Consider the following 24,205-nt stretch of genomic DNA (forward strand, 5'->3'; position numbering starts at 1 on the left):
TCCGCGGCCGGGCGTCACCTCTTCGAGGGTACGGGCAAGCAACGGGCGGCTCAGCCGGCCGCGCGCTCGGCCGCCTCGACGACGTTGACCAGCAGCTGGGCGCGGGTCATCGGGCCGACGCCGCCGGGGTTGGGGGCGACCCAGCCGGCCACCTCGGCCACGCCGGGGTGCACATCGCCGACGATCTTGCCCTGCTCGTCCCGGCTGACGCCGACGTCCAGGACGGCCGCGCCGGGCTTGACGTCCTCCGGCTTGATGATGTGCGGCACACCGGCCGCCGCGACGATGATGTCGGCCTGCCGCAGGTGCGCGGACAGGTCGCGGGTGCCGGTGTGGCACTGGGTCACGGTCGCGTTCTCGGACTTGCGGGTGAGCACCAGCGGCATCGGGCGGCCGATGGTGATGCCCCGGCCGACCACGACGACGTGGGCGCCCTTGATCTCGACGTCGTGGCGGCGCAGCAGCTGGACGATGCCGTACGGGGTGCACGGCAGCGGGCCCTCGATGCCGAGCACCAGCCGGCCCAGGCTCATCGGGTGCAGCCCGTCGGCGTCCTTGGCCGGGTCCATCAGTTCCAGGACGCGGTTGGCGTCGATGCCCTTGGGGAGCGGGAGTTGGACGATGTAGCCGGTGCAGGCCGGGTCCTCGTTCAGCTCCCGGACGACCGCCTCGATCTCCTCCTGGGTGGCGGTCTCCGGCAGTTCGCGCTGGATCGAGGCGATGCCGACCTGTGCGCAGTCACGGTGCTTGCCGTTGACGTACCAGCGGCTGCCGGGGTCGTCGCCGACCAGGAGGGTGCCCAGGCCGGGCTGGACGCCCTTGGCCTTCAGGGCCTCGACGCGGGCGGCGAGCTCGGACTTGATAGCGGCTGCGGTGGCCTTGCCATCCAGAATCTGGGCAGTCATGTCTCCATCCTCCCGGATGAGGGCGGTCACCTTCCACTCAGGGCGCGCGCCGGGGCCGCGCAGCCGGTCGCGCGGCGGCCCGCCCCGGGCCCCATCAGCCCCTGCAGAAACCGGACATGATATGGCCGGAAGTGATCATTGCACTTGGACAACGGCTCCGCTATCTGACTGGACAGAGTCAACGCCCACCTAGAAGGATTGACGCCGCAGTGCCGCAGGCATCGTCGGGGGCGGGCCAGTGAAACCTGTTTTTCCTCCGAGTCACGCTGCGTCGTCCCCCACTGACCCAACGGAGGAAAACACCACATGAGTTTCGGCGACCCGAACAACCCGTACGGCCAGCCCCCGCAGGCCCCGCAGGCGCCCTACGGGCAGCAGCCCCCGGTGCCCCCGCAGGGCGGCCCCGGCTACGGCTACCCGCAGCAGCCGCAGGCCCCGCAGCAGCCGTACGGCTACCCCCAGCAGCAGGCCGCGCCGCAGCAGCCGTACGGCGGCTACCCGCAGCAGGCCGGCTACGGCATGCCGGGCATGCCGCAGGGTTACGCGAGCTGGGGCGCGCGCGTGGGCGCCTACCTCATCGACTACCTGATCGTGGGTCTGCTCCCGACGATCCTGTACTTCGTCGCGCTGGCCATGTCCGCCAGCGCCGCGACGGTCACGCCGGACACCTCGTCCTGCCCGCCGGGCGACATCCAGTGCATCAGCGACGCCTACAACAAGGCCGCGGACACCGCCACTCCGGTCGGCTCGTTCGTGCTCATCGCGATCGCCGGTCTGATCGGCCTGGCCGCCGGTCTGTTCGTGCTCGCCAAGGAAGGCAGCACCGGCCAGACCCCGGGCAAGAAGGCCCTGGGCATCCGCCTCGTCAAGGAGGCCACCGGCCAGCCGATCGGCTTCGGCATGGCCTTCGTCCGGAAGCTCTGCCACATCCTCGACGGGTTCTGCTGCCTGGGCTACCTGTGGCCGCTCTGGGACGAGAAGTCGCAGACGTTCGCGGACAAGATCGCCGGCACGGTGGTCGTCAAGTCCCAGTAACGCACCGGCATTCCGGCCGGGGCACCGCCCCGACGGACGTGCGCCACTCCCCGAAGGCCCCCTCGCAACAGCGCGAACGGGGCCTTCGCGGCTCCGTTCAAGTCGCCTGAAGGACACCGCTCGTGAGCTACCCCAACCCCAACCCCTACGGCCCGCCTCCGGGCCAGCAGCCCGGCTACGGCTATCCCCAGCAGCCGCCGCAGCCCTCGCCGTACGGCCCCTACCCGGGCGGCCCGATGCCCGGCATGCAGCCGCAGTACCCGACGGTGATGCCCGGCGGGGTCAAGGCCGCCCGGGTGATGCTGTTCGTGCTGGCCGGGCTGAACCTCATCGGCCTGGTCCTCGCCGTGGCCGGACTGGGCGGCGTCAGCAAGGCGTCGCACAACGCCTCGGCGTACACCACCAGTGACGACATCACGGCGATGAACATCGGCAAGGGCCTGCTGATCGCGGTCATCGTGGTCATCGTGATCTTCACCGTCACCGCGATCACCCTGGCCCTGCAGTTCGCCAACGGCGGTTCCGGCGTCCGCATCGGCACGATCGTCTTCGGCGTGGGCAACATCATCCTGAGCCTGCTCACCTTCCCGCTCGGCCTGGTCCACACCGTGCTGGGCATCCTGGTGCTGGTCTTCGTCTCCAAGGACGAGGGCAACGCCTGGTTCAACCGGCCGCGTTACTGACCGCACCGCACACACGGCGGAGGGCCGCACCCCGGCTGGGGTGCGGCCCTCCGGCCGTTTCGGCCGCTCAGTGGAAGAAGTGCCGGGCGCCGGTGAAGTACATCGTCACGCCGGCCTTCTTGGCGGCCTCGACGACCAGCTCGTCGCGGATCGAACCGCCCGGCTGAACGATCGCCCGGACGCCGGCCGCGATGAGGATCTCCGGGCCGTCGGGGAACGGGAAGAAGGCGTCGGAGGCCGCGTACGAGCCCCGGGCGCGCTCCTCACCGGCCCGCTCGACGGCCAGCTTGCAGGAGTCGACGCGGTTGACCTGGCCCATGCCGACGCCCACCGAGGCGCCGTCCTTGGCGAGCAGGATCGCGTTGGACTTCACCGCGCGGCAGGCCTTCCAGGCGAACGCCAGCTCGGCCAGCTGCTCGGGCGCCAGCGCCTCGCCGGCCGCCAGCGTCCAGTTGGCCGGGTCGTCGCCGTCGGCCTGGAGGCGGTCGGTGACCTGCAGCAGCGCACCGCCGTCGATCTGCTTGACCTCGACCGGGGCGGCCGGGGCACCCTCGGCGCGGAGCACCCGGATGTTCTTCTTCCGGGCGAGGATCTCGACCGCGCCGTCGTCGTAGCCGGGCGCCACGATGACCTCGGTGAAGATCTCGGCGACCTGCTCGGCCATCGCCACCGACACCGGGCGGTTGACGGCGATCACGCCGCCGTACGCGGAGACCGGGTCGCAGGCGTGCGCCCTGCGGTGCGCCTCGGCGACGTCCGCGCCGATCGCGATGCCGCACGGGTTGGCGTGCTTGATGATCGCCACACAGGGCTCGGCGTGGTCGTACGCGGCCCGGCGCGCGGCGTCGGTGTCCGTGTAGTTGTTGTACGACATCTCCTTGCCGTGCAGCTGCTCGGCCTCGGCCAGCCCGCCCTCGCCGGTCACGTACAGCGCGGCGCCCTGGTGCGGGTTCTCGCCGTAGCGCAGCACGTTCTTGCGCGCGTACGTCGCGCCGAGGAAGTCGGGGAAGCCGCTGTCGTCGGCGGCCGCGTAGTCGTCCGCGAACCAGCCCGCCACGGCCACGTCGTACGCGGCGGTGTGCTGGAAGGCCTCCGCGGCCAGCCGCTTGCGGGCGGTCAGGTCGAAGCCGCCGTCACGGACCGCGGCGAGCACGTCGGCGTACCGGGCCGGGCTGGTGACGACCGCGACCGAGGGGTGGTTCTTGGCGGCGGCCCGGACCATCGAGGGGCCGCCGATGTCGATCTGCTCGACGCACTCGTCGGGGGTGGCACCGGAGGCGACGGTCTCCCGGAACGGGTAGAGGTTCACGATCACCAGGTCGAACGGCTCCACGCCCAGCTCCGCCAGCTGCTGCCGGTGGGCGTCCAGGCGCAGGTCGGCCAGGATGCCGGCGTGCACCTTCGGGTGCAGGGTCTTGACCCGGCCGTCGAGGCACTCGGGGAAGCCCGTCAGCTCCTCGACCTTGGTGACCGGCACCCCGGCGGCGGCGATCTTCCCGGCCGTCGACCCGGTCGAGACGAGCTCGACGCCCGCCGCGTGCAGGCCCTGGGCCAGCTCCTCCAGCCCGGACTTGTCGTAGACGCTGACCAGCGCGCGGCGGATGGGCCGCTTCGTACCTTCGGCGGTCACGAGATACGTACCTTTCGTCCCTCAATGCGGTAGCCGTGCCGGGCCAGATGCCCCACGACCTCGACGAGCAGCGATCGCTCGACTTCCTTGATGCGCTCATGCAGCGCGGCTTCATCGTCCTCGTCCCGGATCTCGACCACGCTCTGCGCGATGATCGGGCCGGTGTCGACCCCGTCGTCGACGAAGTGGACGGTGCATCCGGTGACCTTCGCGCCGTACGCGAGCGCATCGCGCACGCCGTGGGCACCGGGAAAACTCGGCAGCAGCGCCGGGTGGGTGTTGACGATCCGGCCGCCGAACCGGGTCAGGAACTCCTTGCCCAGGATCTTCATGAAGCCGGCCGACACCACCAGGTCCGGCTCGTACGCGGCGGTCGCCGCGGTCAGCGCGGCATCCCACTGCGCGCGGCTGTCGTGCTCCTTGACCCGGCAGACGAAGGTCGGCAGGCCCGCCTTCTCGGCCCGCTCCAGGCCCGCGATGCCACCGCGGTCCGCGCCCACGGCCACGATCTCGGCGCCGTACTCCTCGGCTCCGCGGGCGGCGATGGCGTCCAGCAGGGCCTGCAGGTTCGTACCGGAACCGGAGACGAGCACGACGATGCGCGCCGGACGGGCGGGCCCGGCGGGTCGGGCGGGCGGGGCGGGGGGCGGGGACGAAGCCACGGCGGGGCTCTTTCTCGATCTCGCGTGCGGTGAGCTCACATGCTTTGTGTGGTCGTACAAGGCCGCGGGTACCGCAGATCCGGGGAACCCTACGAAGGCGCCGACCGTCAGCAACGATACCGGCACACCGAGCGGCCCCCGCGGGACGGGGGCGGGGACGGGAGGTAGCGTCGGGCGTGAGACTGCACGCAGTTCGTGGTATCCGGCCGCCGGTCGCGAAGGCCCGCGTACGGACGAGACAAGGGGAAGACACACTCCAGATGACGGACCGACGCCGCCGCGCGGCCCTCCTGCTCCCTCCCCCGGCCACCGCTGGGGGGCACCCCCGGCCCACCACCGCCCCCGGGGTGGTGCTGCTGCCGCGCGGCCGCATGACGTCGTCCTCCGGCCCCTCCTCGCCGGGCCCCGACCGCGACAACCCGTTCGCGCCGCCACCGGCCGGCACCCCCGACCAGGAATGGCGGCCCCGGCACCCGGCCCCGTACGCCCAGGGCCAGGATCAGGCTCAGGGCCAGGATCAGGGAGAGGTGCAGGGGCAGGACGGCGGCGACCGGCCGCAGCCGGGACCGGACGAGCCGGCGCCGAGCTGGGGCAGCCAGTGGAGCTCCCGGCAGCCGGGCCGGCAGAGCGGCGGCTTCGGCACCCGCCCGGGCAACCGCAACAACCAGCCCGGCGGCGGCCCCGGCGGCCCCGGCAACCTCCGCTGGGACCCCACCGACCCGGCCCAGCGCCGGGCCCGCTACGCCCTGCTGGCCGGCATGTGGGCGTTCTTCTTCGTACTCTTCAGCCTCTCCGAGGTCGCCCTGCTGCTCGGCGCGCTGGCGATCTACTGGGGCATCAGCGCGCTGCGCGCCAAGCCGGACCCGGCGAAGGCCACCGCGGCGGCGACCACCGCCGCCATGGAGGGCCGCCCCGCCCCCCACCGGCCGCCCGCCCAGGGCTCGCGCCCCGGCGCCCCGGCCACCACCCGGCCGCAGGTCACCGCCGCCGTCGGGGGCCTGGTGACCGCCTCGCTCGCGCTGATGCTGGTGGCCGCGACGTTCACCGTCCAGATCGTCTACCGCGACTACTTCACCTGCGTGAACGACGCCCTGACGCAGTCGTCCGGCAAGTCCTGCGAGAAGCTCCTGCCGAAGCAGCTGCGGCCGCTGCTGAGCGTGGAGGAGTAACCAGCGACCACGGCGATCGGCCCGGTCGCTCAGCCCCCGGGAGCCGCGGCGGCCGCCGCCTTGCCGTCAGCCGCCGCCTCCCCGTCGGCCGTCTCCTCCCCGTCGGCCGTCTCCTTGCCCTCGGCCGCCGGCTTTCCCTCTGCCGGCGCCTTCCGGTCCTTCGTCGTCTCCCCGTCCGTGGTCGCCTCCCCGCCCGTTGCCGCCTCCCCGTCGGTCGTCGCTTCCACGCCGTCCGCCGGTGCCGCTCCCCGGGCGCGCCGGAGCTGCCAGGAGCGCAGGGCGAGGGCGCCGGGGACGCCGGTGAGGGCGGTCCAGGCGGCCGCCGCGAGGCCGGTGCGCCAGCCGCTCGGGCCGAACGCGGCGAGCGCGCCGTGCCCCAGTGCCCCGCCGGCCAGGCCCGCCAGCACCGCCGCGCCGACGCCGCACAGCAGGGCCGCGAACGCCGCGACACCGGCCGTCCGCCGCCACGGCCAGGGCGCCGGCCAGGACTTCGACCAGGGCCCGTCCGCGGAACCAGAGTCGGTCGCCATACGGGCCACCGAACGGGCGAGCCAGATCCCGGCGGCCACCGGCAGCACGGCCACCGCCCAGGTCAGCGGCGTTCCCGGGCCCACCTCCGGCACCCCGCCGAGCAGCGGCAACCGGGGAACCGGGGGGTGCGCCGAGGCGCCCAGCGGGCCGATCGCGCTGCCCGCGCCCAGCGTGAACCCCGGCCCCAGCCCGTAGGCGGCGCCCCAGACCGCCGCGTTCGGGAGCAGCAGCAGACACAGCAGCAGCACCGTGGCACGGCTCGCCCAGTCCGGTGCGAGCGTCAGCAGGTCGTGGCGCACCCGGCCGCCGTGCACCGCGAGCCCGACGAGGGTGAGCAGGGCGCCGCCCACCAGCAGCGCCACGAGGCCCGCGCCGGCGGCCCGGCGGGCGGCGGCGAGGCGGTTGCCGCCGAGGGCGGTCCGCAGTCGGCGCGGCACCCTCGCAAGGACCCGTCGGACGCCCTCGGGCAGCAGGGCGGCGCCGCCGTGCCCCAGGACCCGCCAGGTGGTGACGGCCATCGTGGTGACCGCGGTGCCCGGGACGTACAGCAGCGCGCTGAGCGGGTCGGCCGCCAGCCGGCCGACCGAGGCGTAGCCCAGGGCAGCGCCCGCGACCAGCAGATACCCGGTGAGCAGCGCGCCGAGCAGGGTCCGCGGCGCGGTCGGGCCGGCCGCCGGACCGGGGTCGTCCGCGGTGGCCAGGGTGTGCCGGGCGGCCCGGTGGAGCAGCCACACCGGCAGGACGGCGAGCAGCAGCGGAGTGAGCGCCACCGGTGCCGGAACGGCCGAGTGCGGCACGTCCCGCACGAGACCCCCGCCGTGCGCCAGCAGCCACAGGTCCGCGGCGAGGTGCAGCGCCCGGGACAGGCTGGTGTCGGGGTAGGGGGCGGCGACCCACAGCAGCAGCACCGCGACGGTCAGCGCGCCGAGGCCGAGGCCGGCGGCGGTCACCCCGCCGAGGAAGGCGGCGCCGAGCGCGGAGGAGGGCCGGGTCGCGGTCCGGCCGGACGGGGACCATGCGGGGCCGCTGCCGAGGTACTCGCTCACGCCGCCATGCTGCCAAGAAAGCGAATTTCCACCACGTACCGGCGAAATGATCGCCGTGTCGCACGTGTCGCGACTGATGCCGGTTTGCCGCTTTCCACACTGCTGTGCATGACCGCGCACGCCTCCCCGCCCCCTGCCGGGCGGTCCCCCGCCGCCACCGCCTTCGACGCGCTGCACACCCGCCACGCCGCCGCCCTGACCCGGCAGGCGTACCTGCTCACCGGGCAGCCGCGGCTCGCCCGGCGGGCCGTGCGGCACGGCTTCCAGCTGGCCTGGCAGCGGTGGCCGGAGGTCGCGGTGGCCCCGGATCCGGCAGCCTGGGTGCGGGCCGCGGTGTACGACCACGCGCTACGGCCGTGGCACCGCCTGGCGCCGGGAGGACGGACAGCCGGCTGCGCGGAGCTCCCGGACGACGCGGACCCTGCGCTGCGGGAGGCGATCACCACGCTGCCCGCCCCGTACCGGCGGGTGCTGCTGCACGACGGCCTCGGGCTCGGCCTCCACGCGACCGCCGCCGAGGTCGAGGCCACCACCCGGGCCGCGGCCGGAAGGCTCACCCACGCCCGGGACCTGCTCGCCGCCCGGCTGCCCGAGCTGGGTCTCGCCGGGCAGCCGCCGACGCGGCAGGGCGCGATCCTGCGGGACCGGCTGGCCGCCCTCCTCGCCGGCCCGGCGGACGACGGACCCGCCACCGGGGAGCCGCCGCCGACCGGTGCACAGGTACGGGCCGGCGGCGAGCGCAGCGCCCGCCGGACGACCCGGGCCGCGTTCGGGCTGACCGGACTGTTCGCGCTGGTCACCCTGTCCGTCGCGGTCGCCACGCCGGACCACTACGCCGGGCCGCCGGTACCGCCCGTCGCGCAGGCACCGGCCACCCGGCATCCCGGGTCCGACACGAACCGGGCCGTGCACCGCACCCATCCGGACCAGGCCCGGCTCCTGCCCGAGGTGCGCTGACCGGCCCCCGGAAACGGGCGCGGGCCCGCACCCACCAGGGGTACGGGCCCGCGTCCGGTTTCACGGCGAGCACTGCGCCGCAGGACGGGTCCGGCGGTGCCGACGCCGCGCAGGCCGGCAGAAACGTCTGCCGGGCTCGGCCGAGGTCAGCCGACGAGGATCTCGCGGGCCAGCCGCGCGGTCTCCGACGGGGTCTTGCCGACCTTGACGCCGGCGGCCTCCAGGGCCTCCTTCTTCGCCTGGGCGGTGCCGGAGGAGCCGGAGACGATGGCGCCGGCGTGGCCCATGGTCTTGCCCTCGGGCGCGGTGAAGCCCGCGACGTAGCCGACGACCGGCTTGGTGACGTTGGCCTTGATGAAGTCGGCCGCACGCTCCTCGGCGTCGCCGCCGATCTCGCCGATCATCACGATCAGGTCGGTCTCCGGGTCGGCCTCGAACGCGGCGAGCGCGTCGATGTGCGTGGTGCCGATGACCGGGTCACCGCCGATGCCGACGGCCGACGAGAAGCCGATGTCGCGCAGCTCGTACATCATCTGGTAGGTCAGCGTGCCGGACTTCGACACCAGGCCGATGCGGCCGGGCTTGGTGATGTCGCCCGGGATGATGCCGGCGTTGGACTGGCCGGGGGTGATCAGGCCGGGGCAGTTCGGGCCGATGATGCGGGTCTTGTTGCCCTTGGCCTTCGCGTACGCCCAGAAGGCAGCGGAGTCGTGGACCGCGATGCCCTCGGTGATCACGACGGCCAGCGGGATCTCGGCGTCGATCGCCTCGACGACGGCGGCCTTGGCGAAGGCCGGCGGGACGAAGAGCACGGAGACGTCGGCGCCCGTCTTCTCCATCGCTTCCTTGACGGAGCCGAAGACCGGGACCTCGGTGCCGTCGAAGTCGACGGAGGTGCCGGCCTTGCGCGGGTTGACACCGCCGACGATGTTGGTGCCGTCACCGAGCATCAGCTTGGTGTGCTTCATGCCAGTGGCACCGGTCATGCCCTGGACGATGACCTTGCTTTCCTTGGTGAGGAAGATAGCCATGGTTGTTAGTGTCCTCGTCCCTCTTACTTAGCGGCCAGCTCGGCGGCCTTGTCGGCCGCGCCGTCCATGGTGTCCACGCGCTGCACCAGCGGGTGGTTGGCCTCCGACAGGATCTGGCGGCCCAGCTCCGCGTTGTTGCCGTCGAGGCGCACGACCAGGGGCTTGGTGACCTCTTCGCCCTTGGACTTGAGCAGCTCCAGGGCCTGCACGATGCCCTTGGCGACCTCGTCACAGGCGGTGATGCCACCGAAGACGTTGACGAACACGGACTTCACGTCCGGGTCGCCGAGGATGATCTCCAGGCCGTTCGCCATGACCTCGGCGGAGGCACCGCCGCCGATGTCGAGGAAGTTGGCGGGCTTGACGTTGTTGTGCTTCTCGCCGGCGTAGGCGACGACGTCCAGGGTGCTCATGACGAGACCCGCGCCGTTGCCGATGATGCCGACCTGGCCGTCGAGCTTGACGTAGTTCAGACCCTTGGCCTTGGCGGCAGCCTCGAGCGGGTTGGCTGCGTCCTTGTCCTCCAGGGCCTCGTGCTCCGGCTGGCGGAACTCGGCGTTGGCGTCCAGGGACACCTTGCCGTCGAGGGCGATGACGTCACCGCTGGCGACCTTGGCGAGCGGGTTGACCTCGACGAGGAGCGCGTCCTCGGCGATGAAGGTCTTCCACAGGGTCACCATGACCTCGGCGACCTTCTCGGCGACCTCGGCCGGGAACTGCGCCTGCGCGACGATCTCGCGGGCCTTCTCGATGGAGACGCCCTCGTTGGCGTCGACCGGGACCTTGGCGAGCTTCTCGGGGGTCGTCGCGGCGACCTCCTCGATGTCCATGCCACCGGCGACCGAGGCCATGGCCAGGAAGGTGCGGTTGGTGCGGTCGAGGAGGTACGAGACGTAGTACTCCTCGGCGATCTCCGGCGCGGTCTCGGCGATCATCACCTTGTGGACCGTGTGGCCCTTGATGTCCATGCCGAGGATGTCCGTCGCGCGGGCGACGGCCTCGTCCGGGGTCGCGGCCAGCTTGACGCCACCGGCCTTGCCGCGGCCGCCGACCTTCACCTGCGCCTTGACGACGGACTTGCCGCCCAGCCGCTCGGTCGCCTCGCGGGCCGCCTCAGGCGTGTCGATGACTTCACCGGCCAGCACCGGTACACCGTGCTTGGCGAAGAGGTCCCTCGCCTGGTACTCGAACAGGTCCACGCGCGTCCGTCCCTTGTCTTCTCAGAATCGCCGTAGTGATCGCGGTTCGTTGTCTGCGATGGGCGTGCCGCGAAGGGCAACGTGACGGCGCTGTCACAGGGGAGGCGTATACACGGTGTCCGGATACGCGGCATGTCCGTCTCGCAGGTTATCGCCGCAGGACTTGAGGTCCTAAATCGCAGATCACACTCCAGCGGTGATTACGGTCACAGATCCTTTGGCCACGCTCGGTCCCCACCCGGTTTTCGACATGTGGATCATGGAACGAGACCGTTCCGCGGCCGGACTCCCCCGCGCTCTCAACTCCCTGCTCTGCTCGGCGAGTTGGCGGCTCAGGCGGGAGGAAGGTACCACCGGAGACCGGGCGGCCGGAGCTTCGTCGCCCTCACGGCCCTCCTCCCCTTTTTCTCGTTTTTATCGATTTCCGCGATTTCACGGTGCGCTCACCCGCCCGTACCGGTGTTTATGCCGAAGCTTCCCGCCCCCGGAACACACGGAAGCCGGGCGGTCCTCCCCCACAGAGGACCGCCCGGCTGTTCCGGGGTGCTCCGGTGCTGTTCCGGTGGTGTTCCGGTGCTGCTCCGGTGCCCGGCCGCCGCCGCGGCCGGAACCGGTGAATCGCCCTACCGGCCTCAGACGCCCTGAACCGGGAGGACCGGCAGCGCCGGGAGCGCCGGGATGCCGGCGGCATCGGTCAGGTCACCGGGCACGGCCGGGACGGCCTGCGCCGGGGCCGCGCCCCGCACACCGGCGACGGCCTGGGTCGCGGTGGCCCTGCCATCGGTCACGACGACGGTGACCAGGCCCTCGGCGAACGGGGTGGCGGCCGCGCCCGTACCCCGCGCGAACAGCTGCGCACGGCCACCGGCCATGGTCGCGAACGGAACGGTCCGGCCGGCCGCGTCATCGGCGAGCCGGCCCGCGCCACCGGCCGCGCCCTGGGCGACCGGCACGACCTTGACGACGACCCGGCGGGCGACCGGCGGCAGCACATCGGCGGCGGCCCCGTCGACGACCGGGCGGGCGGTGGCGAGCCCGGCCCGGGCCTGCTGCGTCAGCTGCTCGGGACGGGTGCCGGCACCGGCCTGCCCGGCCAGCAGGTTGTCGGCGGACCCGGGGGCCCTGGACAGCGACGGGGCGGCAGGCAGCGTGCCGTCCGCGAAGCCGCGGGCCGCACCGAGGCCCGCGGCACCGGCGGTCTTCTCGACGGCCTTCAGGGCCTTCTTCGCCTGCTTGGCCTTCGTGGCCTGCTTGGCCTGCTTGGCCTTCGTGACCTGCTCGGTCTGCTTGGTGGGCTGCGCGTCGGCGGCCTTGGTCAGCAGTCCGGTGCCGGGCGTGGGCAGCCCCTGGGTGGGCACCCCGCCGCCGAGGACGCCGGTGGCCTGGCCCGCCACGTCGCCCACGGTCTTCTGCGCGGTGCCGGTGGCGGTGCGGATGGCGGTGCGGGTGGCAGTGCCGGTGGTGGTGCCTGCGGTCTTGGTCGCCGTACCGGTCACGTCGCCGGTGGGCAGCTGCTGGGCGGCGCCGGTCACCGCGCCGGTGGCGGGCAGTTCCGGGGTGCCGACGGGCAGTTCGGCCGCGTTGGCGGCGACCGACCCCAAGGCCCACAGGCCGGTGGCGGCAGCGGCGACGACGACCGCACGACGGATGTTCGTACGCATGGAAGTGAAGTCCTTTGAATTCAGGAGGGTGTGAAGGGCAGACCTGTCCCGCCCCCGCGCGGCAGGTCCGGTCGAGACGCGGAGCGGTCTGCCCTAGCCCGGGAATTCGAGGATTTCTTCGGCCCGGCGGCGCGTCGGGGCACCGTCGGCCGTGCGGACGCCACCGGGCAGCAGCCGGAAGCGCGGTGTGTCCGCCGGTGCGGCGGCGTGCTGGTCCCCGCCGCGGGGACCCTGCTGATCGCCGGCGGAGTGCGGGGCAGGCGCCGTCGGGCCCTGCGGGAGCTGCTGCTCCGGCAGGCCGGGGCGGTCCGCGTCGCGCTGACCGGAGACGGCGGACGGCAGGTCCGGGGCGGCCTGCTGGGCCTCCCCCTGGATGCAGTGCGCCGGCGGGACGACGGCGAAGCCGCCGGCCGGAGCCGCGATCCGCGCATGCGACGGCCGGTCGCCGCCGGTCACACCACCACCGGTCACACCATCACCGTGCGGCAAGCCGCCGCCGTGGCCGGGCCGGCCCGGGTGCTCGACGGACGGCAGCTGTACGGGCAGCGCACCGCCGAACGCGTCGCCGATCTCGCCCACGGCACCGGTCACCGGGCGGGTGACCGGCCCGGTCTGCTCGGCGGCGGGCCGTACGGCGTAGGCGAGTTCGTTGCCGGCGGTGTCCGTGGGCTCGGTGACCCGGGCGCCGGCTGTGGCGCCCTCCTGCTCGACGGCCGTACCGGAGCCGGCCGAGCGGTGCGCCCAGCACTCCTGGTCCACGCGCTCGGCCGCCCCGTACCGGGTGGCGGCCCGGTACGGGGTCCGGTCCGCGGGCGACCGGTCCGTGCTGGTCCGATCTGCGGCGGTCCGGTCAGTGGTGCCCGCGCTCCGGTCCGTGGCGGTCCGGTCCGTGGCGGTCCGGTCTGCGGTGGTCCGCTCGCGGGCGGTCGACGCCTGCGTGCGCGTCTGTGTGTGCGTGGGCGCCTGCATGTGCGCCCGCGTGTGCGTCTGCTTCTGCGCCGGGGACGTGGTCCCGGACGGGGTCGGCGAGCCGGCACGGTCGTCGGCATGGGCGCCGGGTCCGAAGGCGAAGCCGAGTACGGCGAAGCCCACCAGGAAGAGCCCCGCCACCAGCGCGCGCCGCACGGCCACCGTGCGCGACAGGCGCACAGGTCCGGGCAGAGCGAACGCAGCAGACAAGGAGGGGCCTCCCATACGGACACCGGGCTGGAGGTACCGCCCAGCGGTAGCTTGGGGAAGGGACACCCGGGCATAAGCCTCGGGGTCACCCACATCGCGGGCGATCGAGCGATGTCCTGATCCTTGCACGAATCGCCAGGTGCCCTGCAACTCCTTCCGGCGCGCCTGTCACCGTTGCTCCGTCATGTCCGGTATGGGCAGCGGGCGTTTCTCCAACGCAGCCGCCATCACGTCCGGAAACCGATCGGGCGTACAGGCGAACGCCGGCGCGCCCAGGGCCGCGAGAGCCGCGGCGTGCTCCCGGTCGTAGGCCGGCGCGCCCTCGTCGGACAGCGCGAGCAGCGTCACGAACTGCACCCCGGACGCCTTCATCGCGGCGACCCGCTTCAGCATCTCGTCCCGGATGCCGCCCTCGTAGAGGTCGCTGATGAGGACGACGACGGTCTCGGCGGGGCGGGTGATGCGGGACTGGCAGTAGGCGAGCGCGCGGTTGATGTCCGTACCGCCGCCGAGCTGGGTGCCGAAGAGGACGTCGACCGGGTCGTCCAGCTGGTCCGTCAGGTCGACCACGGCGGTGTCGAAGACGACCAGCCGGGTGTCCAGCACCCGCATCGATGCCAGCACCGCCCCGAACACCGAGGCGTAGACGACCGAGGCGGCCATCGAACCGGACTGGTCGATGCAGAGCACCACGTCCTTCTTCACGGACTGCGCGGCCCGGCCGTAGCCGATCAGCCGCTCGGGCACGACCGTGCGGTACTCGGGGAGGTAGTTCTTGAGGTTGGCGCGGATCGTGCGGTCCCAGTCGATGTCGCGGTGGCGCGGGCGGGTGATCCGGGCGGAGCGGTCCAGCGCGCCGGTGAGGGTGGCGCGGGTGCGGGTCGCGAGCTTCTTCTCCAGTTGCTCGACGACCTTGCGGACGACGGCCCGTGCGGTCTCCCTGGTCGTCTCCGGCATGACCTTGTTGAGGGAGAGCAGGGTGCCCACCAGATGGACGTCCGCCTCGACCGCCTCCAGCATCTCCGGCTCCAGGAGGAGCGCTGAGAGCCCCAGCCGGTCGATGGCGTCCCGCTGCATCACCTGCACCACGGAGGACGGGAAGTACGTCCGGATGTCGCCGAGCCAGCGGGCCACCCCGGGTGCCGAGGCGCCGAGCCCGGCCGTGCGCCGGCTGCCGTCCGCGGCCCGGCCGCCGGGAGCCTTCTCACGGCCGTAGAGCGAGGCCAGCGCCCCGTCCATCGCGGCATCCCGCCCCCGCAGCTCATGTCCCGTACCGTCCGCGCCGCCGCCCCCGAGTACCAGCCGCCAACGACGGAGGCGTTCGGCTTCGGGGGTGGGGGTGGGGGCGGGAGCAGGAGCGGAGGGTGAGGCCGCGGTGGCTGCCGGAGTGGCTGGCGGAGTGGTTGCCGAGGTGACTGCGGCGGTGGCTGCCGGGGTGGCTGGTGGGGAGGTTGCGGCGGTGGTTGCCGGGGAGGTTGCCGAGGTGACTGCGGCGGTGGTTGCCGAAGTGGGGGCTGGTGCGGTTCCGGCCTGGAAGCCGGGAAGTCGGGTGGTCAACTCATGGCTCCTGTCAGGCGGTTGACAGCGTTGTGCGCGTCGGGGTGCTCCTCGTCGAAGCCGTGTTGCTCGATGCCGAGCAGCAGGCGGAGGGTGGGCAGGACGGCGGCGGCACGGTCCCGGTCCAGGCCGGGCCCGAAGCCGGGCGCGGCCGCGGCGTCGGTAGCGGGTCCGGTGGGGCCGGGCGAAGGTGCCGTGGGGCCGCGGCGGATCAGTTCACCCAGCGTGCGCCGCACCCCGGCCTCGTACTCGGCGAACGTGCGGCGCAGCAGCGGGAGTACGTCCGTGAACGCGGTGTCCGGCACGCCGGTCAGCCAGCGGTCGACCAGGGCGAGCAGTCGTTCGTCGTGGACCAGCAGCATGCCGCCGTCCCCGCCGGACCCGCTCCCCAGGAACCCTTCGAGCCAGCCGGCGGCGTCGGTGGGCGGGGTGCCGGGCGACAGGGCGAGCCCCATCAGCCGCTCGGCCCCGTCGGCGCCCAACCCCCCGTCGTCCAACAGGAGTCGGGCCGCCCGCCCACGGATCAGCCCGGGAACCGCCTCCCGCCCGCTGACCGCCCGCAACACCCCGGCCCAGCGCGCCCGCAGGCCGCCATCCTCCCCGCTCGCGAGTTCCGGCCGCAGCCGCGCCTCCGGCGCAGAGCTCGGCCCAGACGCGGCGTGCGACTCGGGCACGGAGTGCGGCTCAGGCGCAGAGCTCGGCTCACAGGTGGCGTGCGGCTCGGACGTGGCGTGCGGCTGGGCGAGCAGGGCGATCGCACGGTGCGTGGCGTCGAGGTGGTCGCGCATCCCCGCGGCGGCGTCGGCGTCCAGGCCGAGGCAGGCCGGTGGCAGGCCGACGAAGACCCGCTCGGCCAGGCCGAGGGCGACCTCGCGGAGCGCCCCGGCGTCCGTGCCGCGCACATCGCCGTAGCGCACCGACCGGACGAGGGCGGGCAGCGCCTGGGCGAGATGGCCCACGTCCGTGTCGAGCGCCGCACGGTCCGACAGCGCCCGCATCACGACCGGCAGGGCGTCCGGGAGCCCGGCGAGCAGACAGCGCTCGGCGAGCGCGGTCACCTCGGCGAGCGTGGCCGCCCCCGACGCCTCGGAGGCGGCCTTGGCGGTGGCGGCGGCGCGCACGGTCGTGCCCCAGATGCCGGCCTCGGCAACCCGCACGGCCAGTTCTGGTTCCCAGCGCAGCCGCCAGGTCTCCCGGAAGGTGCCGGTGCTGCCGCGGGAGTGGACCGGCTCGCCCCAGGGGATGCCGAGCAGCCGCAGTCGGTGCAGCAGCCGGCTGCGGCCGCCGTCGGTCTCCTTGCGCAGGTCGAGCTCCAGCTCCCTTTCCAGCGCCTCCGGTTTGAGCCGCAGGGTGCGCTGGCTGCGGGCCAGGTCCCGCTGGAGCGGTACCGCCGGGGCGTCCTCCGGGACCTCGCCCAGCACCTCGCCGACCACCAGCCGGTCGTGGATCAGCGCGGAGGGCGCGTCGGAGCCGTCGCCCATCACGGCCCGGACCGCGTCGTCCAGTTCGGTCAGCCCGGCCAGCGGCCGGCCACGCACCGTGGCCAGCCCCTCCGCGAGCCGCACCGCCTCGATGACGTGTGCGGACGAGACCGCGTAGTCCTCCTCGCGGAGCAGCCCGGCAACCTTGGTCAGCCAGCGTTCGACGGGGCGGTCGGGTGCGCTGAAGAGGTGGCCGTACCAGCCGGGCGAGGCGATGCCGGCGCCGTAGCCGCTGCGCCGGGAGAGCCGCCGGTGCGTCCAGGGGCCCCAGGTCACCGCAGTCCTCACCTTGGGCAGGCCCTTGAGCAGCCGGCGGTCGGCGGTCACCGTGGTGCGGCGGCGCAGCGCGGGGACGTGCCAGGCCCCGCACACCACGGCGACCTCGTCGCCGAACTCCCTTCGCGCCGAGTGGAGTTGGAGGCGCATATGGGCTTCGCGCACCGGGTCACGGTCATGGCCGCCGTCGCCGTACGTCTCGCGCAGCGCGCCCATCGCCTCGGCCAGCGCCGCGAACGGGGCCAGCGCGTCCGCGTCAGGGCGTCCCGGGCGGGCGGCACCGGTCCCGGCGCGGTGCTCGACCACGTCCTCCCACCAGCGCTCGGGGTCGTCGTACCCGGCGGCCTCGGCGAGCATCCGGATCGGATCGACCCGCACCTGGTCCTGGTCCTGGTCGCGGCCCTCCTCCCCCGACGGGTCGCGCTCTACGTCCCGTCGGTCTTCACCGTCGGTCTCGTCTGTCTCATCCGTCATGGCAAGGGTGTGCGCCGCGGGCAGGTCGATGAATCGGACCGGGACGCCGTGTTCCAGCGCCCAGCGCATCGCCACCCACTCCGGGGAGAACTCGGCCAGCGGCCAGAACGCGGCGCGGCCGGGATCGTCCTGCACATGGGCGAGCAGGGCCACCGGCGGCCGCATGCCGTCCCGTGCGGCCAGCGGCACCAGGTCGTCGGCCTCCGGCGGGCCCTCGATCAGCACCGCGGCGGGCGCGCACTGCTCCAGGGCGGCCCGCACCGCGCGCGCCGATCCGGGGCCGTGGTGCCGCACCCCCAGCAGGAACGGGCCGCGGCCGTCCGGCGGGGCTCCCGTGCCGTACGTGCTCATGCGCTCACCTCCCGGCAGGCGCGGTAGAAGTCCTTCCAGCCGTCGCGCTCGCGCACGACCGTTTCGAGGTACTCCTGCCAGACGACGCGGTCGGCGGCCGGGTCGCGGACCACCGCGCCCAGGATGCCCGCGGCCACGTCGCCGGCGCGCAGCACACCGTCGCCGAAGTGGGTGGCGAGCGCCAAGCCGTTCGTCACCACCGAGATGGCCTCGGCCGTGGAGAGCGTGCCGGACGGGGACTTGAGCTTGGTCCGGCCGTCGGTGGTGAGGCCGTCGCGCAGCTCGCGGAAGACCGTGACGACCCGGCGGATCTCCTCCAGGCCCTCCGGTGCGGGCGGCAGCTCCAGCGAACGCCCTATCTGGCCGACCCGGCGCGAGACGATGTCCACCTCGTCGTCCGGTGTCGCGGGCAGCGGCAGGACGACGGTGTTGAAGCGGCGGCGCAGCGCGCTGGAGAGTTCGTTGACCCCGCGGTCGCGGTCGTTGGCCGTGGCGATCAGGTTGAAGCCGCGGACGGCCTGCACCTCCTGGCCCAGCTCGGGGATGGGCAGGGTCTTCTCCGACAGGACCGTGATGAGCGTGTCCTGGACGTCGGCGGGGATCCGGGTGAGCTCCTCCACCCGTGCCGTCATGCCCTGCGCCATCGCGCGCATCACCGGGCTGGGCACCAGCGCCTCCCGGCTGGGGCCGTGGGCGAGCAGCCGGGCGTAGTTCCAGCCGTAGCGGATCGCCTCTTCCGGGGTGCCGGCGGTGCCCTGCACGAGCAGGGTGGAATCGCCGCTGACCGCCGCCGCCAGATGCTCCGACACCCAGGTCTTGGCGGTGCCGGGCACACCGAGCAGGAGCAGCGCGCGGTCGGTCGCGAGGGTCGTCACGGCGACCTCGATGATCCGGCGCGGGCCGACGTATTTGGGTGTGATGACCGTGCCGTCGGTGAGCGTGCCGCCGAGCAGGTACGTGGCGACCGCCCACGGCGAGAGCCGCCAGCGCGCCGGCCGCGGCCGGTCGTCGGCCGCGGCGAGGGCCTTGAGTTCGTCGGCGAAACTGTCCTCGGCGTGCGGGCGCAGCGCTTGGTCGTCCCCGGCCCCCTCCGCCGTCGTGTGCGTGTCGTCCGTCGTGTCGTTGATGAGCTCGGACATGGGTCCCCCTCGTCGCAAGAATCCGCGGCCGGCGCCCGGGAAAAATCCCTCCGGCCGCTTGCGGTTTCCAGCCTGCACCACACCACTGACAACGCCCCGAAAACCACCTCTGACCTGCGAGTTCGCCGCGCGGGAAGGGCATTGTCAGTGGGCCGTCGTAGCGTCGGAGACATGAATCCGCAGGGGGAACGCTGGACGACGGATCAGGTGCTGGCACTGGCGCCTGACGAGGCATCACGCAAGGCGGGCGGCAAGCTCGCGGCGCCCGGCCCGTGGTCGGAGACCGGCGCGGACGGCAGCGCGGTGTGGGGGCTGTGCAAGGGCAGCGGGAAGAAGCCGTACCAAGCGGTCGTGGACGTCGAGGGCCCGGCCTTCAAGTGCAGTTGCCCGAGCCGCAAGTTCCCGTGCAAGCACGCGCTGGGACTGCTGCTGCTCTGGGCGGGGGACGAGGGTGCGGTGGCGGCCGGCGAGCCGCCGCAGTGGGCCGGTGAGTGGCTGGCCGCGCGCCGGGAGCGCGTGGAGCGGCCGGCGGCCGGGCCGCCCGGCGCCGCCTCGCGCGGGCCCGCCGATCCGGAGGCCGCCCGGCGCCGGGCGGAGCGCCGGATGCAGCGGATCGGCGCGGGCGCCACGGAGTTGGAGCAGCGGCTGGCGGATCTGCTGCAGTCCGGCCTGGCCACGGCCGGCCGGGAGGGTGGCGGCACGCCGGGCGACGGCGGCGGGGGACGCTCGTGGGAGGAGACGGCCGCGCGGATGGTCGACGCCCAGGCGCCCGGTCTCGCCTCCCGGGTGCGGGAGTTGGGCTCGGTGGTGGCGTCCGGCGCGGACTGGCCGGCCCGGCTGCTGGAGGAGTGCGCGCTGCTGCACCTCCTCGATCGGGGCTTCCTCGGCATCGACCGGCTGCCGGCCCCACTGGCGGCCACGGTCCGCGCGCGCGTCGGGCTGACCACGGACGCGGCGGACCTGCTGACCGGCCCCGATGCGGCGCCGGTCCGGGACCGGTGGCTGGTGCTGGCCCAGCAGGACAGCGACGACGGCAGGCTGACCACCCGCCGGATCTTCCTGCGCGGCGAGCGCACCGGCCGGATGGCGCTGCATCTGTCGTTCGCCGGTGCCAACCGCCCGCTGGAGCTGGCCCTGCCGCCCGGTCTGGTCATCGACGCGGACCTCGCCTACTACCCCGGCGCCCGCCCGCTGCGCGCCACCCTGGGCGAGCGGTACGCCCCGGCCGTCCCGGGCCCGGTGCCGCCGGGCTGCGGTATCGACGCCGCCCTGGCGGCGTACGGCGATGCGCTGCGCGACGACCCCTGGCTGGACTCCTGGCCGGTGGTGCTCGCCGACGTCACCCCGGTACCGGGGCGCGACGGCCGGGGCTGGCAACTGGCCGACGCGGACGGCGAGTCGGCGCTGCCGCTCGACCCGCGCTGCCTGGGCGGTACGGGCGTCTGGCAGCTGGCGGCCATATCGGGCGGCGCGCCGGTCACGGTCTTCGGCGAGTGCGGCCACCGCGGCTTCCTCCCGCTGACCGCCTGGGACCCGTCCCCGGTGTCCCTGTGACCCCGATTCCCGGCCGCGCCGGAGCGCGCGCTCCCGAGGACCTCATCCATCACCGATGCCTGGAGGACGGGCATGACGACCACCACCAGCCCTGAGACCCACCCGACACCCCCGACTCCCCCGGCTCCCCCGATGACCGCCACCGCCCCGGCCCCCTGGCCCGATCTGGTGAGCGCGGCGCTCCTGGGCACCGAACGGCGGCGGCCACCGGTGACCGTACGGCCCGGGCAGAATGCCGCGGCGGCTCTGCTGGACGCGGCCGCGGTGAGCACGGTGCGGCGGCGCGCCGCGCTGCGCCCCGCCCCGGCCGGTGAGCGGCCGGTCCCGGCACCGGACGACCCGCGGCCGCCGCTGCCGGCCGCGGCGCGCCGCAGGCTCGCCCTCCTGCTCGCCGACCGCGGCGGTACGGGAGGCGGCAGCCGCCGCGGCGCGGCCCCCGACCTGACCGAACTACTGCCCCAGTGGCTGGCCGCCGCCGGCGAGTACGGCTACCGCGCCCCGGAGGCCCTGCTGCCCGCGCTGCTCGACGCCGCCCGGGCCCGTACGGACCTGCGGCCGGCCGCGCTGGCGCTGGCCGGGCCGCGGGCGCTGTGGCTGGCGCGGCTCAACGACGCCTGGAAGTTCGCGCTCCGGGGTACCGGCGGCGCGGCCGTCCTGCCCGAGGGGGAGGCGGCCGAGGAGATCGCACGGCGGTGGGAGGAGGGGCTGTTCGCGGAGCGGGTGGCCCTGCTGACGGCGGTCCGCCGCCGCGACCCGGAGGCGGGCCGGGAGCTGCTGCGGACGACCTGGTCCACGGAGCGCGCCGAGGACCGGCTGATGTTCCTCGACTCGCTGCGCGAGGGGCTCACGGCGGGTGACGAACCCTTTCTGGAGCAGGCGCTGTCCGACCGCAGCCGCACGGTCCGGGCCACCGCCGCCGAGCTGCTCTCCGCGCTGCCCGGTTCGGCCCTCGCGGCCCGGATGGCGCAGCGGGCACACGCCTGCGTGACCCTGGACCCCGCGGCGGGCCAGGAGGCGGTGATCCGGGTCGACGCGCCCCAGGAGTGCGATGCGGGGATGCAGCGGGACGGAGTGGTGCCCAAGCCGCCCTCCGGCCGGGGCGAACGGTCCTGGTGGCTGGGCCAGTTGGTGGAGGCGACCCCGCTCCGCGGATGGGAGGAGCGGTTCGGCGGCCGGGGTCCGGAGGAGATCGTCGCGATCCCGGTGGCCGACGACTGGCGGACCGAGCTGCACGACGCCTGGTGCCGGGCGGCCGTGCGCCAGCGGGACGCCGCCTGGGCGCGGGCCCTGCTGGGCGTGCCCGGCGCGCCGTCCCGGACCGGCGAGGTCGCCCCGGCCGGCTCCGCACGGGACCTGACGAAGCTGCTGACCGTACTGCCGAGCGGGGAACGGGCCGGCTGGGTGGCGGAGTTCATCGCCGCGCACGGCCTGTCGGACGCGTTCCGGATGCTCGGGGTGTGCGCGGTCCCCTGGGCCGAGCCGCTGGGCCGGTCCGTCGTCGACGCCCTGGACATCGCCCGGGACGCCGGCAGCTATCCGTGGAGCTTCAGCGGGGTGATGGGCCTGGCCGAGCGCTGCCTTGACCCGGCAGCGGCGGACCGGCTCGCGATGCTCACCGCGGTCACCGACGAGCCCGAGGGCGCCTCGCCCGGCTCCGGCGGCTACTGGTCCGAGGCGTTCCAGCGTCTGGTCGGCACGCTCCGGCTGCGCGCCACGATGCGCGCCGAGCTCCTCCCGCCGCCGGACGCCGATGCCGCCGGCGGGATCGGTCCGACCACCGCTGCTGCCGCCGGCGGGATCGGCTCGACCACCGCCGCTGCCGCTGCTGCCGCCGATGTTGATACGGCTGCCGCTGCTGCCGCTATCGCTGCCCCGGACGACGGGTCCGCGCCATGATCACTCCCGTCGCCCCCGGGGCCTCAGACCGCCAGCGGGCGCACGTTCGCGTTGACCCACTCCACGATCGAGGCGGTGGTCGCGCCGGGCGTGAAGATCTCGGCGACGCCCTGGGCCTTCAGCGGGGCAATGTCGGCCTCGGGGATGATGCCGCCGCCGAAGACCTTGATGTCCGCCGCGTCGCGCTCCGCCAGCAGGGCAATGACCTTCGCGAAGAGGGTGTTGTGCGCGCCGGAGAGGATGGAGAGCCCGATCGCGTCGGCGTCCTCCTGGATCGCGGTGTCGACGATCTGCTCCGGGGTCTGGTGCAGCCCGGTGTAGATGACCTCCATACCGGCGTCGCGCAGCGCCCGGGCGATGACCTTGGCGCCCCGGTCGTGCCCGTCCAGCCCCGGCTTGGCCACCACGACACGGATCGGCCCCGACCGGCCCGCCGCGCCAGGGGTTCCCGCCTGCGCTCCGTCCTGCCGAGCCACACTCATCACTGCCTCCAAGCCCTGCACGGCACGGTGGTGCCGCAAAGCCGACAATCGGGCGCGCGACCGCGATCCGGCGGCCACGACGTGAACGAACGTTATCGCCAGCATCCAGTATCCAGCCGTTTCGTGACATCCGGCGAGGGGGAAATCACACCTGGGACACGTTCGCTACGCGCCGCGTTCCGTGCGTCGTACCGCCAGGGCCGGGCGGAGTGCGCGCGGGCCGGGCGTCCGGGGAGCCGCAGCCGGGCCGCCGCACCATGGATCGTCATGCGCATCGGGGCGAGTGCGCCCGTGCGCCGCCGCTCATGGCTTCCCACGAGGGCATCGGGGGTCAGCGCCGCCTGCCGCATGCCGTTCGGGAGGTCGGTCATGCAGACCCTGCCCTGTCTTCGCACCACGCTGGTGGACCTGGCGGTCCTCGCCGGGCATCTGCTCCTCTACCCCACCGGCATGTCACGGGAGCGTTCCGTGCCACGGCCGTCCCGCTCGGCGGAGGACGCCCCTCCGCTCCTCCCGACCGAGGGCCGGTCGCATCCGCCCGTCCTCCTACTGCACGGCTTCATCGACAACCGCTCGGTCTTCGTGCTGCTGCGCCGTTCGCTGCTGCGCCACGGCTGGCGCCATGTCGAGGCGCTCAACTACTCCCCGCTGACCTGCGACCTGCGGAAAGCGGCGGAGTTGCTGGGCCGGCACGTGGCGGACGTCTGCGCGCGGACCGGTCACCGCCGGGTGGACCTCGTCGGGCACAGCCTGGGCGGTCTGATCGCCCGCTACTACGTCCAGCGGCTCGGCGGCGACGCCCGGGTCCGCAGGGTCGTCACCCTCGGCACCCCGCATGCCGGGACCCGGATAGCCCCCTTGATGTCGGCGCACCCGATCGTCCGCCAGATGCGCCCCGATTCCGAGGTGATAGCGGAGTTGTCGCTGCCGGCACCGAATTGCCGGACGCAATTTGTCGCTTTCTGGAGCGAGGCGGATCAGGTGATGATTCCAGCCACTGCGGCCAGAATCGATCACCCGGATTTGCTCGCCCACAACGTCCATGTCGCCGGTGTCGGACATCTCGCCCTCCCGGTGAACGCCACCGTCGCGGCCGGCATAAGGGAGGCACTGGCCGCGGCGGACCCGGCAGCCGAAGAGGAAGCCGGCGGAGCCATATCCGTGGCCTGAGGCCGCTCCGCTCCGTGACGGGCGATCGAACAACCATCGAACGGGGCGCCAAGAACTCGCATGGCCTCTGCCGAAAGGCGGCCAAATGCCCGGTCTCGCGCAGCGTAAAACCCGTGGAAGATTGTCGCCGTCGTGTA

The 24,205-nt window shown here is 73.9% G+C and carries 19 protein-coding genes; 7 read left to right on the forward strand and 12 right to left on the reverse strand.

Annotated elements, in window-relative coordinates; genetic code table 11:
* Positions 1–50: 50 nt before the first annotated feature.
* On the reverse strand, positions 51–905 hold the full coding sequence (locus IG62_RS0123960; protein ID WP_030413985.1) for a bifunctional methylenetetrahydrofolate dehydrogenase/methenyltetrahydrofolate cyclohydrolase: 855 nt from the start codon (positions 903–905) through the stop codon (positions 51–53).
* 306 nt (positions 906–1,211) lie between these two features.
* Between IG62_RS0123960 and IG62_RS0123965 the strand changes: the two genes are divergently transcribed.
* Positions 1,212–1,940, forward strand: a complete 729-nt coding sequence (locus tag IG62_RS0123965; RefSeq protein ID WP_030806909.1) for an RDD family protein — start codon at positions 1,212–1,214, stop codon at positions 1,938–1,940.
* A 122-nt stretch (positions 1,941–2,062) separates the two neighbouring features.
* A complete protein-coding gene (locus IG62_RS0123970) occupies positions 2,063–2,623 on the forward strand; it encodes a hypothetical protein (protein ID WP_030806912.1) in 561 nt (186 codons plus the stop codon).
* 67 nt (positions 2,624–2,690) lie between these two features.
* On the opposite strand, the gene purH is transcribed toward IG62_RS0123970, so the two are convergent.
* Entirely contained in the window at positions 2,691–4,253 is a 1,563-nt protein-coding gene (gene purH, locus IG62_RS0123975) for a bifunctional phosphoribosylaminoimidazolecarboxamide formyltransferase/IMP cyclohydrolase (protein ID WP_030806915.1), read from the reverse strand.
* The gene (gene purN, locus IG62_RS0123980) at positions 4,250–4,915 is read right to left on the reverse strand and encodes a phosphoribosylglycinamide formyltransferase (protein WP_030806917.1); all 666 of its coding nucleotides are present in this window, start codon (positions 4,913–4,915) and stop codon (positions 4,250–4,252) included. The genes purH and purN overlap by 4 nt, the downstream gene beginning before the upstream one ends.
* A gap of 260 nt (positions 4,916–5,175) precedes the next feature.
* On the opposite strand from purN, the gene IG62_RS0123985 reads away from it, so the two are divergent.
* Positions 5,176–6,084: a hypothetical protein gene (locus IG62_RS0123985; RefSeq protein WP_030806920.1), complete on the forward strand. Its 909-nt coding sequence runs from the start codon at positions 5,176–5,178 to the stop codon at positions 6,082–6,084.
* Positions 6,085–6,113: 29 nt separating this feature from the next.
* Here the strand turns inward: IG62_RS0123985 and IG62_RS0123990 are convergent, their stop codons facing one another.
* Positions 6,114–7,661, reverse strand: coding sequence for a DUF6350 family protein (locus IG62_RS0123990; protein ID WP_030806923.1), 1,548 nt, complete (start codon positions 7,659–7,661; stop codon positions 6,114–6,116).
* A 108-nt stretch (positions 7,662–7,769) separates the two neighbouring features.
* Here IG62_RS0123990 and IG62_RS43355 point away from each other — a divergent pair, with 108 nt between their 5' ends.
* Entirely contained in the window at positions 7,770–8,618 is an 849-nt protein-coding gene (locus IG62_RS43355) for a hypothetical protein (RefSeq protein ID WP_051798505.1), read from the forward strand.
* Between the two features lie 146 nt (positions 8,619–8,764).
* Here IG62_RS43355 and sucD read toward each other — a convergent pair whose 3' ends face one another.
* The 7 genes from sucD to IG62_RS0124030 form a co-directional block, all read right to left on the reverse strand.
* Entirely contained in the window at positions 8,765–9,649 is an 885-nt protein-coding gene (gene sucD, locus IG62_RS0124000) for a succinate--CoA ligase subunit alpha (protein WP_030413993.1), read from the reverse strand.
* A gap of 23 nt (positions 9,650–9,672) precedes the next feature.
* On the reverse strand, positions 9,673–10,848 hold the full coding sequence (gene sucC / locus IG62_RS0124005; RefSeq protein WP_030806928.1) for an ADP-forming succinate--CoA ligase subunit beta: 1,176 nt from the start codon (positions 10,846–10,848) through the stop codon (positions 9,673–9,675).
* A 632-nt stretch (positions 10,849–11,480) separates the two neighbouring features.
* Complete coding sequence (locus IG62_RS0124010) at positions 11,481–12,509, reverse strand: hypothetical protein (protein ID WP_030806931.1); 1,029 nt, start codon at positions 12,507–12,509, stop codon at positions 11,481–11,483.
* Between the two features lie 93 nt (positions 12,510–12,602).
* The gene (locus IG62_RS0124015; protein ID WP_158795083.1) at positions 12,603–13,688 is read right to left on the reverse strand and encodes a hypothetical protein; all 1,086 of its coding nucleotides are present in this window, start codon (positions 13,686–13,688) and stop codon (positions 12,603–12,605) included.
* Positions 13,689–13,856: 168 nt separating this feature from the next.
* Positions 13,857–14,990 carry a VWA domain-containing protein gene (locus IG62_RS0124020; protein ID WP_051798510.1) on the reverse strand — a complete coding sequence of 378 codons (1,134 nt, stop codon included), beginning with the start codon at positions 14,988–14,990 and terminating at the stop codon, positions 13,857–13,859.
* Positions 14,991–15,241: 251 nt separating this feature from the next.
* A complete protein-coding gene (locus tag IG62_RS0124025) occupies positions 15,242–17,827 on the reverse strand; it encodes a DUF5682 family protein (protein ID WP_030806939.1) in 2,586 nt (861 codons plus the stop codon).
* Positions 17,824–18,966 (reverse strand): ATP-binding protein, encoded by a 1,143-nt coding sequence (locus IG62_RS0124030; protein WP_030806942.1) that lies wholly within the window; start codon positions 18,964–18,966, stop codon positions 17,824–17,826. The genes IG62_RS0124025 and IG62_RS0124030 overlap by 4 nt, the downstream gene beginning before the upstream one ends.
* Before the next feature lie 171 nt (positions 18,967–19,137).
* Between IG62_RS0124030 and IG62_RS0124035 the strand changes: the two genes are divergently transcribed.
* Together IG62_RS0124035 and IG62_RS0124040 are read left to right on the forward strand one after the other, a co-directional pair.
* Positions 19,138–20,520: an SWIM zinc finger family protein gene (locus IG62_RS0124035; RefSeq protein ID WP_037839164.1), complete on the forward strand. Its 1,383-nt coding sequence runs from the start codon at positions 19,138–19,140 to the stop codon at positions 20,518–20,520.
* A gap of 72 nt (positions 20,521–20,592) precedes the next feature.
* A complete protein-coding gene (locus tag IG62_RS0124040; protein WP_420711097.1) occupies positions 20,593–22,416 on the forward strand; it encodes a DUF5691 domain-containing protein in 1,824 nt (607 codons plus the stop codon).
* A gap of 23 nt (positions 22,417–22,439) precedes the next feature.
* On the opposite strand, the gene IG62_RS0124045 is transcribed toward IG62_RS0124040, so the two are convergent.
* Positions 22,440–22,898 carry a cobalamin B12-binding domain-containing protein gene (locus IG62_RS0124045; protein WP_051798506.1) on the reverse strand — a complete coding sequence of 153 codons (459 nt, stop codon included), beginning with the start codon at positions 22,896–22,898 and terminating at the stop codon, positions 22,440–22,442.
* A 369-nt stretch (positions 22,899–23,267) separates the two neighbouring features.
* Between IG62_RS0124045 and IG62_RS0124050 the strand changes: the two genes are divergently transcribed.
* Complete coding sequence (locus IG62_RS0124050; RefSeq protein WP_030806956.1) at positions 23,268–24,068, forward strand: esterase/lipase family protein; 801 nt, start codon at positions 23,268–23,270, stop codon at positions 24,066–24,068.
* Positions 24,069–24,205 lie beyond the last annotated feature (137 nt).

It is taken from the genome of Streptomyces sp. NRRL S-337, assembly GCF_000720175.1.
GTDB classification, from domain to species: Bacteria; Actinomycetota; Actinomycetes; order Streptomycetales; family Streptomycetaceae; genus Streptomyces; species Streptomyces siderophoricus.

Coding starts and splice junctions, on each gene's coding strand:
- IG62_RS0123960 (WP_030413985.1), bottom strand. CDS start 905: ATGACTGCCCAGATTCTGGATGGCAAGGCCACCGCAGCCGCTATCAAG.
- IG62_RS0123965 (WP_030806909.1), top strand. CDS start 1,212: ATGAGTTTCGGCGACCCGAACAACCCGTACGGCCAGCCCCCGCAGGCC.
- IG62_RS0123985 (WP_030806920.1), top strand. CDS start 5,176: ATGACGGACCGACGCCGCCGCGCGGCCCTCCTGCTCCCTCCCCCGGCC.
- IG62_RS43355 (WP_051798505.1), top strand. CDS start 7,770: ATGACCGCGCACGCCTCCCCGCCCCCTGCCGGGCGGTCCCCCGCCGCC.
- sucD (WP_030413993.1), bottom strand. CDS start 9,649: ATGGCTATCTTCCTCACCAAGGAAAGCAAGGTCATCGTCCAGGGCATG.
- IG62_RS0124010 (WP_030806931.1), bottom strand. CDS start 12,509: ATGCGTACGAACATCCGTCGTGCGGTCGTCGTCGCCGCTGCCGCCACC.
- IG62_RS0124025 (WP_030806939.1), bottom strand. CDS start 17,827: ATGAGCACGTACGGCACGGGAGCCCCGCCGGACGGCCGCGGCCCGTTC.
- IG62_RS0124030 (WP_030806942.1), bottom strand. CDS start 18,966: ATGTCCGAGCTCATCAACGACACGACGGACGACACGCACACGACGGCG.
- IG62_RS0124035 (WP_037839164.1), top strand. CDS start 19,138: ATGAATCCGCAGGGGGAACGCTGGACGACGGATCAGGTGCTGGCACTG.
- IG62_RS0124040 (WP_420711097.1), top strand. CDS start 20,593: ATGACGACCACCACCAGCCCTGAGACCCACCCGACACCCCCGACTCCC.
- IG62_RS0124045 (WP_051798506.1), bottom strand. CDS start 22,898: ATGAGTGTGGCTCGGCAGGACGGAGCGCAGGCGGGAACCCCTGGCGCG.
- IG62_RS0124050 (WP_030806956.1), top strand. CDS start 23,268: ATGCAGACCCTGCCCTGTCTTCGCACCACGCTGGTGGACCTGGCGGTC.